Source organism: Caulobacter segnis ATCC 21756 (assembly GCF_000092285.1).
Taxonomy (GTDB): domain Bacteria; phylum Pseudomonadota; class Alphaproteobacteria; order Caulobacterales; family Caulobacteraceae; genus Caulobacter; species Caulobacter segnis.
Genome location: NC_014100.1, coordinates 4126063 through 4140981 on the forward strand (window position 1 = coordinate 4126063; position 14919 = coordinate 4140981).

The following is a 14919-nucleotide window of genomic DNA, read 5'->3' on the forward strand; positions in this document are numbered from 1 at the left end:
ACCGCGCTCTACTAGGCGCGATCTTTTACGGAGACAGCTCATGGATGCGACGCGGCGCGGACTTCTGATCGGTGGCGCGACGCTGGCGCCGAGCCTGGCCCTGGCCGCCGAGACCTCGGTGGATCCGACCGCGCCGCCGGCGATCAAGGCGCATCTGGGCGTCACCGAGAACCCGTTCGGCCCCTCGCCCGCCGCCCGCAAGGCCGCCGCCAAGGCGCTGGCCGAAGCGCCCTATTACGGCTGGGAGCTGGAACCGCCGCTGGTCAAGCTGATCGCCGAGCATGACGGCCTCAAGCCCGAACAGGTCGGCCTGTGCAACGGTTCGCTTGAGGCGCTGTCGCTGCTGTCGACCGCCTTCGCCAAGGCCGGTCCGGTCGTCTCGCCCCAGCCCAGCTACGCCACGCCCCTGCTCTACGCCCAGCGCCAGGGCGCCAGCCTGGAGTGGGTCCAGCTCGGCGCCGACCAGCAGATCGACCTGCAAGCGCTCGCCGAGCGCTCCCGGACCGTGAAGGCGGGCTGCGTCTATGTCTGCAATCCCAACAATCCGACCGGCCTGCTGCTGGACGCCGACGCGCTGCGGGCCTTCTGCGTCGAGGTTTCCAAGACCTGCCCGGTGATCGTCGACGAAGCCTATATCGAGATCAGCCCCGACCCGGTCCGCAACTCGATGATGGACCTGGTCCGCGCCGGCCATGACGTGATCGTCGCCCGCACCTTCTCGAAGGTCTACGGCATGGCGGGCCTTCGCGCCGGGTTCGTCGCCGCCCGCGCCGATCGGGTCCGGACGCTGAAGAGCCTGATCCCGACCCACAAGGGCCGCCCGGGCCTCGCGGCGGCCGCCGCCTGCTATGGCGACCAGGCCTATCTCGCCGGGGCCAAGGCCTATCTCGAAGGCTGTCGCAAGAAGATCTACGCGATCTGCGAGGCCAACGGCCTCAGCTACCTGCCCTCCTACGGCACCTATGTCTTCGTCGACTGCGGTAAGCCGAACCTCGCCTTCCAGAAGACCCTGGCGTCGCTGGGCGTCGAGGTGCGGGTGTTCGACAGCCCGCGCCACCCGACCTGGATCCGCGTCGGCACCGCCAGCCCCGCCGAGCTCGACTACTTCGCCAGCGTGCTGCCGAAGGCCCTGAAGGCGTGATCTAGGCGGCAAGCCGGGAACGCCCTATGGGTCTGACCTCGTATCGGATCAGTGATGTCCCATGGCCATTGTCGAGATGACCTTTGTCGAAAGGGTTGGGGTCGACGCCGACCGCTTCCACGGCGAGATCGTCCCCGCCGGCCAGCCGGTGGTGTTCCGGGGTCTGGTCGCGTCCTGGCCCGCCGTGGCGGCCGCGCGCCAGGGCGACGAGGCCCTGTTCGCCTATCTCGCCCGCTTCGATCGCCAGGAGCCGGTGGGCACGCTGATCGCGCCGCCGGAGGCCGGCGGCCGGTTCTTCTATAGCGACGACCTCTCGGGCTTTAACTTCCAGGGCGGCCGCGCGCGGCTGTCCAAGAGCTTCGACTTCCTGCTGGCCAACCGCGAGGCCGAGCGTCCGGCGACCCTGGCCGCCCAGTCGATCCCGGCCGATACGCACCTGCCCGGCTTCAGCGCCGAGAACGTCTCGCCGCTGCTGGGTCCTGAGGTCGAGCCCCTCCTGTGGCTGGGCAACCAGGTGATCGTCGCCGCCCACCAGGATCCGTACGAGAACCTGGCCTGCGTCGTCGCCGGCCGCCGGCGCTTCACCCTGTTTCCGCCCGAAGCCGTCGCCGACCTCTATATCGGCCCGTTCGAGAAGACTCCCGGCGGACCGCCGATCAGCCTGGTGTCGTTCGACGACCCGGATCTGGAGAAGCACCCGCGCTTCGCCAAGGCCTTGGAGGTCGCTCAGGTCGTCGAGCTGGAGCCCGGCGACGCGCTCTACATCCCCTATCTGTGGTGGCACCACGTGCGCTCGCTGGCGCCGGTGAACCTGCTGACCAATTACTGGTGGTCCAGCGAGCCCGCCGGACGCGGCCAGGCCATGGACGCCTTCCTCCACGCGGTGCTGGCCCTGCGCGCCCTGCCCGCCCATCAGCGCGCGGCGTGGAAGACCGCCTTCGATCACTATGTGTTCGGCGATCCGGAGGCGGCCACGGCGCACCTGCCCGAAAGCGTCCGCGGCATGCTGGGCGAGCTTGGCGAAGAGGACGCCCGGCGGATCCGTCAGGTGCTGGGCCGCAAGCTCAACGGTTGACGGCGGGCCGGCGATCGAGATCGCCCGCGAAGGCCGCCCCTAGTCCGGCCAGAGGTCCTGGATGTCGCCCTTGCGGTTCAGCATATGCGCGTGGCGCGCTTGATCACGGCCAGCAGGCGATCCTTCCGGCCGTCCTTGTCATAGGTCAGGGTCGTGCGGGCCAGGCCCTCCAGCATGAAGCGGGCGAGGTCGCGGCTGGCCTGGAAGCGCGGGCCGGCGCCGGCGTGCAGGATCTTCAGGAAGTGGTCGCCGGCCTGGGCGCGGTCGAACTCGGCCTGGGCTGGCGTCAGAAGGGCCTGAATGGCCGGGTCCGTGCGGCCCGCGGCTTCCAGCTCGGCGAAGGCCTGGAAAGGGACGCTGTGCAACAGGTCCCAATAGCTGTCGATCGCGTGCTCGGTGACGTCCGCGCCCGGCGGCAAGCTGTCGGCGGCGGCGCGGAACAGGGTCGAGCGCTCGGCCTGGATGTGGGCCACGGCCGCCTCGACCAAGGCCTCGCGGGTCGGGAAGTGATAGAGCATCGCCCCGCGCGTCAGGCCCGCGGCGTCGGCGATCGCCGGGTTGGTCGCCGCGTGGTAGCCGATCTCGGCGAACAGGTGCATCGCACAATCCAGAATCCGCGCGCGGGTCTTCTGCGACTTCGGCGTATCCTTGGCGAGGCGGGCGGCGTCCATCGGGGTGATCTAGTGCGGGCGATGCTGCGCCGCAACAGCTAGAGCAAGCCCAGGCCCGCAAAGGCCTAGCTTCCGCGCTCAGATTTTTGACAAATACGCCGAAACTGGTCAATCAGCGGGCTGCCCCAAGGGAAGCCGGCGAACGCCGCCTCGGATCGATCGCCGCCCCCGCTTCATCAAAGCGACATGCAATCAGCTTAATCGCCTGCCGTTGGCCGCCGTCGCGCCGATCCGGGGACGGAGCGATGTTGCGGCCTTTGAACGGGGGTACGACCATGAGCGCCGACGTCGCCGTCCGCCGCTATCGTTCCGTCTTCATCAGCGACCTGCACCTGGGCACGCGAGGGTGCCAGGCCGAGTTGCTGCTGGACTTCATCCGCCACATCGAGTGCGACAAGCTCTATCTGGTCGGCGACATCATCGACGGCTGGAAGCTGCGCAGCGGCTGGTTCTGGCCCCAGGCCCACAACGACGTGGTCCAGAAGATCCTGCGCATGGCGCGCAAGGGCACCGAGGTCATCTACGTGCCCGGCAACCACGATGATCGGGTCCGCGAGTTCTGCGGCGTCCACTTCGGCGGGGTGGTCGTGGCCCGCGACATCATCCACGAGGCGGCCGACGGCAAGCGCTATCTGGTCGTCCACGGCGACGAGTTCGACGGCGTCGTCCAGCACGCCAAGTGGCTCGCCTTCCTCGGGGATTGGTCCTATAGAACCATCCTCATGCTGAACACTCTGGTGAATCGCGCGCGTCGCCGCCTGGGGTTCGGCTACTGGAGTTTTTCGGCCTATCTGAAGGTCAAGGTGAAGAACGCTTTGCAGTTCATCGAGAACTTCGAGGCCGCTGTGGCCGACGAAGCTCGGCGTCGGGGGGTGGACGGCGTGATCTGTGGTCACATCCATAAGGCCGAGATGCGCGACATCGACGGCATCGCCTATGTCAACGACGGCGACTGGGTGGAAAGCTGCACGGCCGTGGCCGAGCACGCCGACGGTCGCCTCGAGATCGTGGAATGGGCCAAGGTGCGCTCTTGGTCGGTGATCGATCGCAGCCGCAAGCTGCCGAGCCCCGTTGACGAGCCGCTGCCGGAGCCCGCCGTCGCCTGATGCGAATACTGCTTGCTACCGATGCCTGGGAACCGCAAGTCAACGGCGTGGTTCGCACCCTGACCCGGGTGGTCGACGAACTGCGCGCCATGGGCCACATCGTCGACGTCGTCAGCCCCGACCAGTTCCCGACCTTCCCGCTGCCGACCTATCCGGAAATCAAGCTCGCCATCGGCGCCTATGAGCCGGTGCAGGAACGCTTCAAGCTGTTCGAGCCCGAGGCGATCCACATCGCCACCGAGGGGCCGATCGGCCTGGCCGCGCGGCGCATCTGCCTGGAGTGGAAGCTGCCGTTCACGACCAGCTACCACACCAAGTTCCCCGAATACGTCTCGGCCCGCCTGCCGCTGCCTTTGGCGGCCGGCTACACCTACATGCGCTGGTTCCACAAGCCGTCGGGCCGCCTGATGGTGGCGACGCCCACCATGCGCGACGAGCTGGCCAAGCACGGCTTCCGCAACCTCTCGCCCTGGTCGCGCGGCGTCGACACCGACATCTTCAAGCCGCGTACGGCCGAGGATCCGGACATCTTCGAGGGCCTGGCCCGTCCGATCTTCCTCAATGTCGGCCGCGTGGCCGTCGAGAAGAACATCGAGGCCTTCGCCAGCCTGGACCTGCCGGGCACCAAGGTCGTGATCGGCGATGGTCCCCAGCGCGAGGAGCTGGCCGAGAAGTACCCCGAGGTGAAGTTCCTGGGCGCCAAGTTCGGCGAGGAGCTGGGCCGCTACTTCGCGGGCGCCGACGTCTTCTGCTTCCCGTCCCTGACCGACACCTTCGGCCTGGTGATCCTGGAGGCCATGGCCGCCGGCGTGCCGGTGGCGGCCTTCTCGGCGCCAGGCCCTGTCGACATCATCCCCGGCTCCAACGCCGGCGTCCTCGCGCCCGGCCAGACCGATGGCCTCAAGGAAGCCTGCCTGGCCTGCCTGGAACTCGACCGGACGGTGGTGCGCAAGTTCGCCGAGAAGTTCTCGTGGCGATCCTGCGCCGAGGAGTTCTTCCGCAACCTGCAGCCCTATCCCGAGCCGGAAAAGACCCGCTTCTGGCGCCGGCTGCGTCGCTTGGCGCGCCTGCGCAAGAAGACGGCGGCGTAAGGTCTATTCACGGTTTCAAGTCGCACGACTTCGCCGCTTCACGCGACTGCTCGCTGAAGGGATGGAAGGGGATGCGGAGCGCCCGGGCGACGCCCGGAGTATGAGTAGTGATTACCGTTTCGACGAAGCTCGAACGCTCCGCGCGGTCGTTATCCGGTGAGCCTTCGACGCGCGGGGTCTTAACCCGCTTCCGAAAGAGGCCCCCGGCGGGCGGGCCAGGGCTGGCGACCCCGGTCCCCGGACCGTCCGGGCGATTTCAGCCCGAACCTAAAGTCCCGCTCGACCACCCCCGACAGCCGTCACGATCGCCGGCCGGACGTCCCTTCCAAGCCATCGGGTAAGGAAGAGTATGAGCGGGGTTTCAACGCGGATGATCCAGCGGCGTGTAAAAGTGAGAAGTCGTTGAAATCGTTCGATTCGACTCCGTCTACGCGGATCATAGAGCGCCGCGAACGCTCTTACTTTCCCTGATCAGCCACGCACGCATGCCTCATTGCCGCCCTTGGAAAGGTCTGTCTTTGGCCAGCGCATCAAGACCAGGAGGCCCAGGCCGGTGGCGGAAGCGGCTGCGCCGGCCAGCGCCACCGCCGGAAACCCCAGCCCGGCGCCGATCACGCCACCGCCTAGCGCCGCGCCGATCGCATTGCCCAAGTTGAACGCGCCGATGTTCACCGCCGAGGCGAGGTTCGGGGCGTCGGACGCGGCCGCCATGACCCGCATCTGCAGCGGCGGCACGAGCGCGAAGCTGGCTACCCCCCACAGGAAGATCAGCACCGCGGCGGCGCCCGCAAACGGCATGGCGAAGGCGAAGGCGACCAGCAGGGCGGTTAGCGACGCCAGGGTCACGATCAGGGTTCCTTCCACCGATCGGTCGGCGAACTTCCCGCCCAGCCAGTTGCCCACCGTCAGCCCGACGCCATAGGTCACCAACATGGCGGTGACGAAGCCGATCGAGGCGTGGGTTTCCTGCTGCAGGATCGGGGTGATGTAGGTGAAGACCGTGAACATGGCGCTGGAGCCGATCACCGTCAGGGCCAGGGCCGCCAGCACAGGACCGCGCCCTAGCACCTTCAATTCGGCCAGGGCGTTCCCGCCCGCCGGCGCGGCGACCTTCGGCAGGGTCAGGCGCAGCGCGATCATGGCCAGTACGCCCAATCCCGCTATGCCCCAGAAGGATACGCGCCAGCCAAGCTGATCTCCGGCCCAGGTCGCCAAAGGCACACCGACCACATTGGCGATGGTCAGGCCCATGAACATGGCCGCCACCGCGCCGGCGCGCTTGTTCTCCGGCACGAGACCCGCCGCGACGATCGCCCCCACGCCGAAGAAGGCGCCGTGGTTTAGCGAGGTGATCAGCCGGGCCGCCAACAGCATGCCGTAGCTGGTCGAGACCGCCGCCAGCAGATTACCGAGGGTGAAAATCGCCATCAGCCCGATCAGCAGAGATCGTCTTGGCGCGCGGCCGGTGGTCAGGGTCATCAGGGGCGCGCCCAGCACGACACCAAAGGCATAGGCGCTGATCAACAACCCCGCGACCGGGATGGAGACGCCCAGGTCTCCGGCGATGACGGGCAGCATGCCCATGGGGGCGAACTCGGTGACGCCGATGCCGAAGGCGCCGACGGCCAGAGCCAGAATGGGAAGGTTCGGTTTCATTGTCGGGCGTTGTCTCAGACGAGCTGCGGATTCAGACGGGCGAACCCGTCCTGGCGATGCTGGCGCACAGATGGACAGGAAGCGGATGCGATGTTAGCCCGACCAAGGGCCAAAGACTTTTGATCTGGACGCAAAGATGCAATCGATCGGCTCGACAGACAGGGCTCGTGAGCTGGAGGTCTTCGTCGCCGCCATTCAGAGCGGCAGCTTTTCGGCGGCAGGTCGAAAGCTGGGCCTGAGCCCCTCGGCGGTCAGCCGAACGATCTATCGGATCGAGGCTCGACTAGGCGTTCGGCTGATCCTGCGGACCACGCGGGTGCTGACCTTGACGGCCGAGGGACAAACCTATCTTGGAGCGGCGCGCCGCATCTTGGCTGACCTGGACGACACCGAGCGGCAGATCGCCGACCAGGGCGCGCCGCGCGGACGCCTGAGGGTGAGCGCGGCCTTGTCGCACGGTCGCCTGTGCATCGTGCCGCTGCTAGGGCGGTTCGCCCAGCTATATCCCCACATCCTCGTCGACATCAGCTTGACGGACGCCATCGCCGATGTCGCCGGCGGGCAGGCGGATGTGGCCATTCGGTTCGGCATCCTGCCCGACAGTCCGCTGACCGCGCGACGCATCGGCGAGACCGGGCGCACTATCGTGGCGTCGCCCGACTATCTGGCCCGCCACGGGACGCCACAGGTTCCCGAAGATCTGCACGACCACAACTGCCTCAATTTCAACTTCCGCCGCGCCGAACCCGTCTGGCCCTTCCGCAAGGACGGGCGCGACTATGCCCTGACGGTCAATGGGAGCATCGAGGCCAACAACGGCGAGACCCTCGCCCAGCTGGCGATCGCGGGAGTCGGGATCACCCGCGTGGGCAACTTCAGCGTCGCCGAGGACTTGGCCGCCGGTCGGCTCGTGCCTGTGCTGGACGCCTTCAATCCCGGCGACGTCGAGCAGATACACGCCGTCTTCGTCGGCGGGGCGAACATGCCGGCGCGGGTGCGCGTCTTCGTCGACTATGTCGCCAGTCGTCTTGCTGAAGGTCGTCTTCGCTGAAGCACGTCTTCGCTGAAGAACGTCCGGTCGCCGCCCCTACCCTTCCGCCTCGCCCTTCTTCCGCTTGGCGGGTTTGACGATGACCTTGTCGATCCGCGAGCTGTCCATGTCGACGATCTCGAGGTCGAAGCCGCCGATGGTCACGTGCTCGCCCTCGGCGGGGATGCGGCCCAGGCGGTCGAGGATCAGGCCGGCCACCGTGTGGTAGCCGCCGTCGGCCTCGAAGTTCTCGCCCAGATGATCGTTCAGTTCCTGGATGTCGAGGCGCGCGTCGATCAGCCAGCTGCCGTCGTCGCGGCGGATGATGCGGGTCTCGTCGTCGTCGTGGTCCTCGGGGAAGTCGCCGGCGATCATCTCCAGAAGGTCGATCGGCGTGATCGCGCCCTGCAGCGAGCCGAACTCGTCGACCACCAGGGCCATGTGCAGGCTGGTCGACTTGAAGACGGCGAGCGCCTTCAGCAGCGACATCGTCTCGGGGATCGCCACCGGCTGCTGGACATGGGCCTTCAGGTCCAGGGGCGCTTCGGCGAGGCAGGCGTCCAGCAGGTCCTTCTTGAGGACCACGCCGATATCGCCGTCGAGGTCGTCCTCGGTGGCGACCAGGATGCGCGAATGGGCGCTGGCGCGGATTTCCTTCAGCACGGTCTCGGGGCTGTCGGCCAGCGACACCCAGAAGAGGTCGCGGCGCGGGGTCATCGCCACGCGGACGGGGCGGTCGCCCAGGCGCAGGACCTCGTTGATCATCGCCCGCTCCTCGGGCTCGATCAGGCCGGCGTCGGCGCCCTCGGCCAGGACGGCTTCCATCTCCTCGGTGGTGACGCTGTTGTTGCGCTCGTCGCGCACGCCCATCAGGCGCAGGACGCCGGCGGTGGAGACGGTCAGCAGGGTCACGAACGGGCGCAGCACCGTGGCCATCACGGCCAGGAACGGCGACATGCGGCGGGCGATGGCGTCGGGGAAGATCAGGGCCAGGCGCTTGGGCACCAGCTCGCCCAGGATCACCGAGACATAGGTCAGGCCCACGACGACGACGCCGGTGGCGATGGCCTCGGAGTACTGGGCCAGCGCCGGCACGCTGTGCTCCAGCCAATGGTCGAGGGCCGCGGCGATGGTCGCCTGGCCGTAGGCGCCGGCGAAGATGCCGATCAGGGTGATGCCGACCTGCACGGCCGACAGGAACCGGGTCGGGTGCTCGGCCATCTCGAGGGCCAGTTTCGCCCCCCTGTCGCCCCGTTCGGCGAACCCTTGGAGGCGGGCCTTGCGGGCCGAGACGACGGCCAGTTCGGACATGGCGAAAACCCCGTTCAACAGAACGAGGAGGAAGACGACGGCGAGCGCGACGAGGATCATGGCCCTTCAGGGTCGGGGACGCGTCGCCGGACGGCGACCGCGGCGCGGGCGCAAGGCGGCCCGGCGAGGGGCACTATACAAAGAAAAACGCCGCGGCCCATAGGACCGCGGCGTCTGTATCGTCTCTAACCGAAAGGGGCCCAGAAACTGTCCGTTTCGGACAGGTTCCGCTTCCAAGCCTTGGAGCTTGGCCGGCGCCGAAACCGGCAGCCACTTTCGGCTGCCAAGCTCCGATTAGGCGGCCGGGCGGCCCATCACGGTCTTGTTGTTCACGATGCCCTTCTGGGCGTCGTGCTGGCCCGGAGGCAGCGGGATCAGGCCGCGGCCTTGCAGGTAGCCGCCACGACCCGTGGCGGCGTCCGAGGTGAACTCCTTCAGGAATTCCTCGAGGCCCGGCGTGACGCCGATGTTGGCCTTCTTGACGTAGATGTAGAGCGAACGCGACAGCGGATAGCTGCCGTCCGAGATCGTCTGGGCCGACGGACGCACGCCGTTGACCGAGGCGCCCTTGATCTTGTCCATGTTCTCTTCGAGGTAGGACCAGCCGAAGACGCCGACCGAGCCCGGGGTCTTGGTCAGGGTGCCGACGATGGCGTTGTCGTTTTCACCGGCGTCGACCCAGCCGTCGTTGCGCAGCGGATCGACCAGGGCCTTGAACTTCTTCTCGTTGTCCGAGCGGATGGCGTCCAGGGTCGGATACTTGCGGGCGCCGGCTTCGATGGCCAGCTCGACGAAGGCGTCGCGGGTGCCCGAGGTCGGCGGCGGGCCGTAGACCTGGATGCGGTTGCCCGGCAGGCCGCCGGCCACGTCGTCCCAGGTCTTGTTCGGGTTGGCGACGAACTGGCCGCCCTTCAGCACTTGCTTGGACAGGCCTTGGTACAGGTGCTCGAGCTTGAAATTGTAGTCGGCGCCGTCCTTGTCGGTGGCGACCACGATGCCGTCGAAGCCGATCTTGATCTGCAGGATGTCCTTGACGCCCTTGGCGGCGCAGGCGTCGAACTCGGACTTCTTCATCGGACGCGAGGCGTTGGCGATGTCGGGGAAGCCTTCGCCCGTGCCGCCGCAGAACAGCTTGATGCCGCCGCCGGTGCCGAGGCTTTCAACCTTCGGAGCCTTCTTGCCGGACTTCTTGGCGAAGTTCTCGGCGGTGCGGGTGGCGAACGGGAACACGGTCGAGGAGCCGGCGGCCCAGACGTAGTCGCGGGCGGCGTGGGCGGGGGCGGCGGCGAGGCCCGACAGGGCCACGGCGGCGGCCGCGCAGGACAGAAGCTTCTTCATGACGAACTCCTAGAGGAGAGGGGAGCGGGCGGACCGCCACGCGGCCCGCCCAGAGAGGTGGCGACGCTTAGAAGTCGAGCTGGGCGCGCAGCTGGAACTGCTTCACGTCGAAGTCCTGGTTGGCGCCGAAGTTGTCGACCTTGCCGTCCGTGTAGTTGGCCTGGAAGCGGACGTAGGACGTCGGGTAGTAGTTCACGCCCAGGGTCCAGCCGGTGTACTCGCCGGCTTGCGACGTCGCCGGCTTCACCCGCAGGGTGTCGTAGGCGTCGGTCGTGTCGGCCAAGTCGTAGCGGACGGCCAGCTCGACGCCGCCGAAGCCGCCGGCCGTGACCGGGTTCAGGATCTTCGGACGCTTGAACTCGCCGGCGGCCGCGTCGTAGTTGCGGGTCTCGCCCGTCGGCCAGAAGCTGACGAAGGCGTAGCCGACCTTGATCGTCGGGTCGTCGCCGGCGGTGCCCGCGCGGGTCACGTCGATGCTCGAATATTCGGCCTGGACCGACAGCGGGCCGTGGACCCAGGCGCCTTCGACGGCGATGGTCTTGTCACGGTTGCCAATGCCGCCGGTCGTGTAGAACGTGGCGTTGCTGTAGGCGGTGTTGGTGCGGCCGGTGTAGGCGAAGGCGCTTTCGTCGCCGCGGTTGCGGTAGCGGTACGAGACCGCCAGGTGCAGCTTGTCGGCGTCGGTGTTCAGCAGCGCGTAGTGGCCGCGGGCGGTGATCGTCAGGCGCTCCTTGGAGTCGGCGCTGGCGTTGTTGACGTCGGTGCTGTTGAGGCTGGCGCCCTGGACGCCCAGCGACATCGAGTAGTTGTAGCCGCTGTACTTGCCGACCACGCCCAGCAGGTAGCTGTCGACGCCGAAGTCGCCGTACGGACCGCGGTCCATGAAGGTGGTGAAGCGGGTCGAGGTCAGGTTCTCGAGGCCGGCGACCTTGACGTTGCCGAACAGGATCGAGACCGGCTCGCTGGGCTTGTATTCGATGACCGCGTCATCCCAGCCCCAGGCGCCGCCGTTCACCGCGCCGCCTTCGACCTTGTAGGCGAAGTAGTTGTTCAGCTTGCCTTCGACGCCGAGGAAGACCTGACGGCCGCGGGCGTTGCTGGTCTTGAAGTCGCCGCCGGGACCGGCGCGCTCGATGTCCTGGTTGACGTAGTCGAACAGGATCCGACCACGGACCTTGAACGCGGTGTCGTCGTTGCTGAACTGCGGAGCGCCGCTCCACTTGTAGCTCATGTCCTGGGCCTGGGCGGTCGCGCCCATGCCGATCGCGAGCGCGACGGCCAGCGCCGAACCGGCGACCAGCGAGGTCTTGATGCTCATTTGAGATTCCCCTTGAAAGGCGCCCCTGTCCTCTCACCCGTCTCGAGGTGGATCAGGTTGACGCCGGGCTTACCGGGGGTCCGTGACGCTTCCGCCACCGATTTGTGACAGCCAGGCGACAAGTGTTTTCAAGGCCTTAAGCTGTGGCGTTACGGCAACAAGGCGCGCCGGGAAATGTCCGTTCACCGACGGCTGGCGGCGATACGAAAACGCCTTCCCCGCCGGCGGGCGGGGAAGGCGCTGAAAAGCGGAATGGTCCGAAGGGCTACAGAAGCCGCGTGCGGATGATCTGCGACAAGAGGTCGATCATCGACACCGCCACGACGATCACGAGGACGATGCAGCCGGTCTGGTCGAACTGGAAGGCGTTGATCGAGTCGAACAGGATCTGGCCGATGCCGCCCGCGCCGATGATGCCCAGCACCGTGGCGGCGCGGCTCGACGATTCGAAGCGGTAGAGGGCGTAGCTGGTCCACAGCGGGGCCACCTGCGGGATCACGCCCCAGACGATCTCCTGCAGCTTGACGGCGCCGGTGGCGCGCACGCCCTCGACCGGGCCCTTGTCGATCGACTCGACGGCTTCGGCGAACAGCTTGGCCAGCACGCCGCCGGTGTTGAACATGATCGACATCACCCCGGCGAACGGGCCGAGGCCCACGGCGGTGATGAAGATCAGCGCCACCACGAGGTCGGGAATCGAGCGGATCAGGTCCAGCACCCGGCGCACCGGCTGCTGGATCCAGACCGGCGCGATGTTGCGCGCGCCCAGAAGACCCAGCGGGATGGCCACGATGATCGCCAGCGCCGTGCCCCACAGCGCCATCTGGATGGTCTGCCACATCTTGCCGATGAACAGCGGCCAATCCATCGACAGGAACAGATCGGGATCCGTGAACGGCTTGAAGAACAGCTTGGCGAAGTTCCCCGTCCGCTCGGTGTCGGTGAACAGCTGCGGGAACTTGTCGATCTCGGCCGGCTTGAAGCTGACGATCAGCAGCAGGATCACCCCGCCCCAGAGCAGGGTGTCGAAGGCCAGGGCCGAGGCCGAGCGCTTGGGCGGCGCCGGTATGGTCGCGTCGCTCATGCTAGGCCTCAGTTCGCGGGCGTCGAGGCGAGGCCGGCCTTGCCCTCGGCGGCGACCCGTTCGGACTTGATCTGGTCCAGCGACGTCTGGGCGGCGGCGATCTTGGCCTGGTCGCCGGCCTCGCGGGCCAGGCCCAGCTGCTCGGTGGCCTCCATCTCGCGCACGACCAGCAGGTGCGAGTCGTCGGCCGGTTTAAAGCCGCCGATGCTCAGCTTCTTCAGATAGCCGCGCTGCTGCGCGGCCTCCGGCGTATCGCCTTGCGCATAGGTCAGGAAGAACTGGCGCAGCTTTTCCTTAATGGCGGGATCGAGGTCCTTGCGCCAGACGATCGGGTCCTCGGGCAGGGTCGGCGATTGCCAGATGACCCGGACCCGGTCGGTGACGCCCTCGCCGCGCGCCTTCGAGAGGCCGATGGCGGTCGAGTTGTTGGTGGCCGCGTCCAGCTTGCCGTTGGCCACGGCGAACAGGTTCGCCTGGTGGTTGGCGCTGATCACGGTCTTGAAGCAGTCCTCGGGCTTCTTGTTGGCCGGGATGAACACGTAGGTCATCGGCGCCAGGGTGCCCGAGGTCGACTTCTTGTCGCCGATGCCGAAGTTCAGCGACTTGTCGCACTTCAGCAGGTCCTGGACCGACTGGATCTTGCTGCCGGCCGGCACGATGATCACCGACTTGTAGCCGTCGGTGCCCGACGGGTCGAAGGTGCGGGCGAAGACCTCGCCGTTCGAGCGGCGCACGGCCTCGAGGCCCGATTGGTTCGAGAACCAGCCCAGGTCGGTCTGCTTGGCGCCCATGGCCACGATCAGCGACGAGTAGTTCGACGAGAAGAACGGCTTCACCTTGAGGCCGGTCTGCTTCTCCATGTCGGCCAGGATGGGCTTCCAGTAGCTCTCCATGTTCTGGGCGGACTCGGTCGACAGGATCGAGAAGGTGATCGTGTCCTTGTCGGCGGGCGTCTGGGGAGCCTTGCCGCACGAAGCGAGCGCCAGGGCCGAAAAGGCTGCGGCGATCACGAGGGCCGAACGACGGTTGATCATTGCGGGGCTCCTTCCCAGAACACGTCCTCGAATTCCGGGCCGTAGATGTCGATGAGTTTTTCGCGGTTCAGGCCGGTCGCCGGGCCGTCATAGACCTTGTGGCCAGCCTTGAGGGCCACGACCCGGTCGCAGTAGCGAAGGGCGTAGTCCACCTGGTGCAGGGTTACGACGACGGTCAAGCCGTCGGTTTGATTCAGGTCACGGAGAATCTCCATGACCTTGCGCGCCGAGACCGGGTCCAGCGAGGCGACCGGCTCGTCGGCCAGGATGATCTTGGCCTTCTGGACGAGCGCGCGGGCGATGGCGCCGCGCTGCTGCTGGCCGCCCGACAGGGTGTTGGCGCGCTGGGCGGCGTAGTCGGCGACGCCGACGCGGGCCAGGGCCGCCATGGCCGCCTCGCGCGTCTCCTTGGGCCACGCGCCGAACAGGCCCCGGAGGACCGGAATGCGCCCCAGCGAGCCCAGCGCGACATTGCTGAACAGGGACAGGCGCCCCACGAGATTGAACTGCTGAGCGATGAAGCCGATGCGGATGCGCGCCTTGCGCACCTCGCTCGAGACCTTGCCCTTGGCCTGGACCGCCCCGCCGAAAGCGGTGATCACGCCCTCGCCCCCATTCTCGCCAGGAGGGTCGATGGTCTGCAGACCGTCGATCGAGCGCAGCAGGGTGGATTTTCCCGAGCCCGACGGCCCGATGAGCGCGATCATCTCGCCCCGAGCCACGTCGAGGGAGACGGCGTCCAGCGCGCGACGAGACCCGAAGGTCTTGGAGGCGGCGCGGATCGAAAGAACAGGGTCCGACGTCATGGTCGGGGCGAATCCTTAACGTGGTTTCATAGCTTGGGAAATGCGTTCACCGGTTTGGGGCAGGTTCGCAATGGATTTGTGACACCCCGAACCCATTATCGCGACCACGACATGCCCCGCCGATCTCCATTTCCAGACTGGGCGGGCGTCCGGCCGGCCAAACCGCCCACTCTTTCCGCCGCCGCGCTCGCGTGGATCAATTCGTCACAAAACGGCGCCGCAAAAGGGTCTTTACATCCCGGATCAATGCCCCTATTT

12 protein-coding genes and 1 pseudogene are annotated in these 14919 nt (G+C 67.2%); 5 read left to right on the top strand and 8 right to left on the bottom strand.

Annotated elements, in window-relative coordinates:
- Nucleotides 1-40: 40 nt before the first annotated feature.
- Both CSEG_RS18860 and CSEG_RS18865 read left to right on the top strand, forming a co-directional pair.
- Nucleotides 41-1141 carry a pyridoxal phosphate-dependent aminotransferase gene (locus CSEG_RS18860; protein WP_013080827.1) on the top strand — a complete coding sequence of 367 codons (1101 nt, stop codon included), beginning with the start codon at nt 41-43 and terminating at the stop codon, nt 1139-1141.
- 61 nt (nt 1142-1202) lie between these two features.
- Nucleotides 1203-2216, top strand: coding sequence for a cupin-like domain-containing protein (locus CSEG_RS18865; protein WP_013080828.1), 1014 nt, complete (start codon nt 1203-1205; stop codon nt 2214-2216).
- A 39-nt stretch (nt 2217-2255) separates the two neighbouring features.
- Here CSEG_RS18865 and CSEG_RS18870 read toward each other — a convergent pair.
- Nucleotides 2256-2887 (bottom strand): annotated as a pseudogene (locus CSEG_RS18870) (TetR/AcrR family transcriptional regulator).
- 275 nt (nt 2888-3162) lie between these two features.
- Here CSEG_RS18870 and CSEG_RS18875 point away from each other — a divergent pair.
- Both CSEG_RS18875 and CSEG_RS18880 read left to right on the top strand, forming a co-directional pair.
- Nucleotides 3163-3993 (top strand): UDP-2,3-diacylglucosamine diphosphatase, encoded by an 831-nt coding sequence (locus tag CSEG_RS18875; protein ID WP_013080830.1) that lies wholly within the window; start codon nt 3163-3165, stop codon nt 3991-3993.
- A complete protein-coding gene (locus CSEG_RS18880) occupies nt 3993-5084 on the top strand; it encodes a glycosyltransferase family 4 protein (protein WP_013080831.1) in 1092 nt (363 codons plus the stop codon). The genes CSEG_RS18875 and CSEG_RS18880 overlap by 1 nt, the downstream gene beginning before the upstream one ends.
- Before the next feature lie 471 nt (nt 5085-5555).
- Here CSEG_RS18880 and CSEG_RS18885 read toward each other — a convergent pair whose 3' ends face one another.
- Complete coding sequence (locus tag CSEG_RS18885; protein ID WP_013080832.1) at nt 5556-6740, bottom strand: MFS transporter; 1185 nt, start codon at nt 6738-6740, stop codon at nt 5556-5558.
- A gap of 136 nt (nt 6741-6876) precedes the next feature.
- Between CSEG_RS18885 and CSEG_RS18890 the strand changes: the two genes are divergently transcribed.
- On the top strand, nt 6877-7791 hold the full coding sequence (locus tag CSEG_RS18890; protein WP_013080833.1) for a LysR substrate-binding domain-containing protein: 915 nt from the start codon (nt 6877-6879) through the stop codon (nt 7789-7791).
- A 36-nt stretch (nt 7792-7827) separates the two neighbouring features.
- On the opposite strand, the gene CSEG_RS18895 is transcribed toward CSEG_RS18890, so the two are convergent.
- From CSEG_RS18895 to phnC, 6 genes are all read right to left on the bottom strand, one after another.
- Nucleotides 7828-9141 (bottom strand): hemolysin family protein, encoded by a 1314-nt coding sequence (locus CSEG_RS18895; protein ID WP_013080834.1) that lies wholly within the window; start codon nt 9139-9141, stop codon nt 7828-7830.
- Between the two features lie 234 nt (nt 9142-9375).
- Nucleotides 9376-10419 carry a substrate-binding domain-containing protein gene (locus CSEG_RS18900; protein WP_013080835.1) on the bottom strand — a complete coding sequence of 348 codons (1044 nt, stop codon included), beginning with the start codon at nt 10417-10419 and terminating at the stop codon, nt 9376-9378.
- A gap of 67 nt (nt 10420-10486) precedes the next feature.
- Nucleotides 10487-11737, bottom strand: coding sequence for an OprO/OprP family phosphate-selective porin (locus CSEG_RS18905; protein WP_013080836.1), 1251 nt, complete (start codon nt 11735-11737; stop codon nt 10487-10489).
- A gap of 265 nt (nt 11738-12002) precedes the next feature.
- Complete coding sequence (gene phnE / locus CSEG_RS18910) at nt 12003-12821, bottom strand: phosphonate ABC transporter, permease protein PhnE (RefSeq protein WP_013080837.1); 819 nt, start codon at nt 12819-12821, stop codon at nt 12003-12005.
- Nucleotides 12822-12829: 8 nt separating this feature from the next.
- The gene (gene phnD / locus CSEG_RS18915) at nt 12830-13855 is read right to left on the bottom strand and encodes a phosphate/phosphite/phosphonate ABC transporter substrate-binding protein (RefSeq protein ID WP_013080838.1); all 1026 of its coding nucleotides are present in this window, start codon (nt 13853-13855) and stop codon (nt 12830-12832) included.
- The gene (gene phnC, locus CSEG_RS18920; protein WP_013080839.1) at nt 13852-14661 is read right to left on the bottom strand and encodes a phosphonate ABC transporter ATP-binding protein; all 810 of its coding nucleotides are present in this window, start codon (nt 14659-14661) and stop codon (nt 13852-13854) included. The genes phnD and phnC overlap by 4 nt, the downstream gene beginning before the upstream one ends.
- Nucleotides 14662-14919: the final 258 nt, after the last annotated feature.

What these genes read in the sequence shown, in the direction of transcription:
- CSEG_RS18860 (WP_013080827.1), top strand. Translation starts at nt 41, where the DNA reads ATGGATGCGACGCGGCGCGGACTTCTGATCGGTGGCGCGACGCTGGCG.
- CSEG_RS18865 (WP_013080828.1), top strand. Translation starts at nt 1,203, where the DNA reads ATGGCCATTGTCGAGATGACCTTTGTCGAAAGGGTTGGGGTCGACGCC.
- CSEG_RS18875 (WP_013080830.1), top strand. Translation starts at nt 3,163, where the DNA reads ATGAGCGCCGACGTCGCCGTCCGCCGCTATCGTTCCGTCTTCATCAGC.
- CSEG_RS18880 (WP_013080831.1), top strand. Translation starts at nt 3,993, where the DNA reads ATGCGAATACTGCTTGCTACCGATGCCTGGGAACCGCAAGTCAACGGC.
- CSEG_RS18885 (WP_013080832.1), bottom strand. Translation starts at nt 6,740, where the DNA reads ATGAAACCGAACCTTCCCATTCTGGCTCTGGCCGTCGGCGCCTTCGGC.
- CSEG_RS18890 (WP_013080833.1), top strand. Translation starts at nt 6,877, where the DNA reads ATGCAATCGATCGGCTCGACAGACAGGGCTCGTGAGCTGGAGGTCTTC.
- CSEG_RS18895 (WP_013080834.1), bottom strand. Translation starts at nt 9,141, where the DNA reads ATGATCCTCGTCGCGCTCGCCGTCGTCTTCCTCCTCGTTCTGTTGAAC.
- CSEG_RS18900 (WP_013080835.1), bottom strand. Translation starts at nt 10,419, where the DNA reads ATGAAGAAGCTTCTGTCCTGCGCGGCCGCCGCCGTGGCCCTGTCGGGC.
- CSEG_RS18905 (WP_013080836.1), bottom strand. Translation starts at nt 11,737, where the DNA reads ATGAGCATCAAGACCTCGCTGGTCGCCGGTTCGGCGCTGGCCGTCGCG.
- phnE (WP_013080837.1), bottom strand. Translation starts at nt 12,821, where the DNA reads ATGAGCGACGCGACCATACCGGCGCCGCCCAAGCGCTCGGCCTCGGCC.
- phnD (WP_013080838.1), bottom strand. Translation starts at nt 13,855, where the DNA reads ATGATCAACCGTCGTTCGGCCCTCGTGATCGCCGCAGCCTTTTCGGCC.
- phnC (WP_013080839.1), bottom strand. Translation starts at nt 14,661, where the DNA reads ATGACGTCGGACCCTGTTCTTTCGATCCGCGCCGCCTCCAAGACCTTC.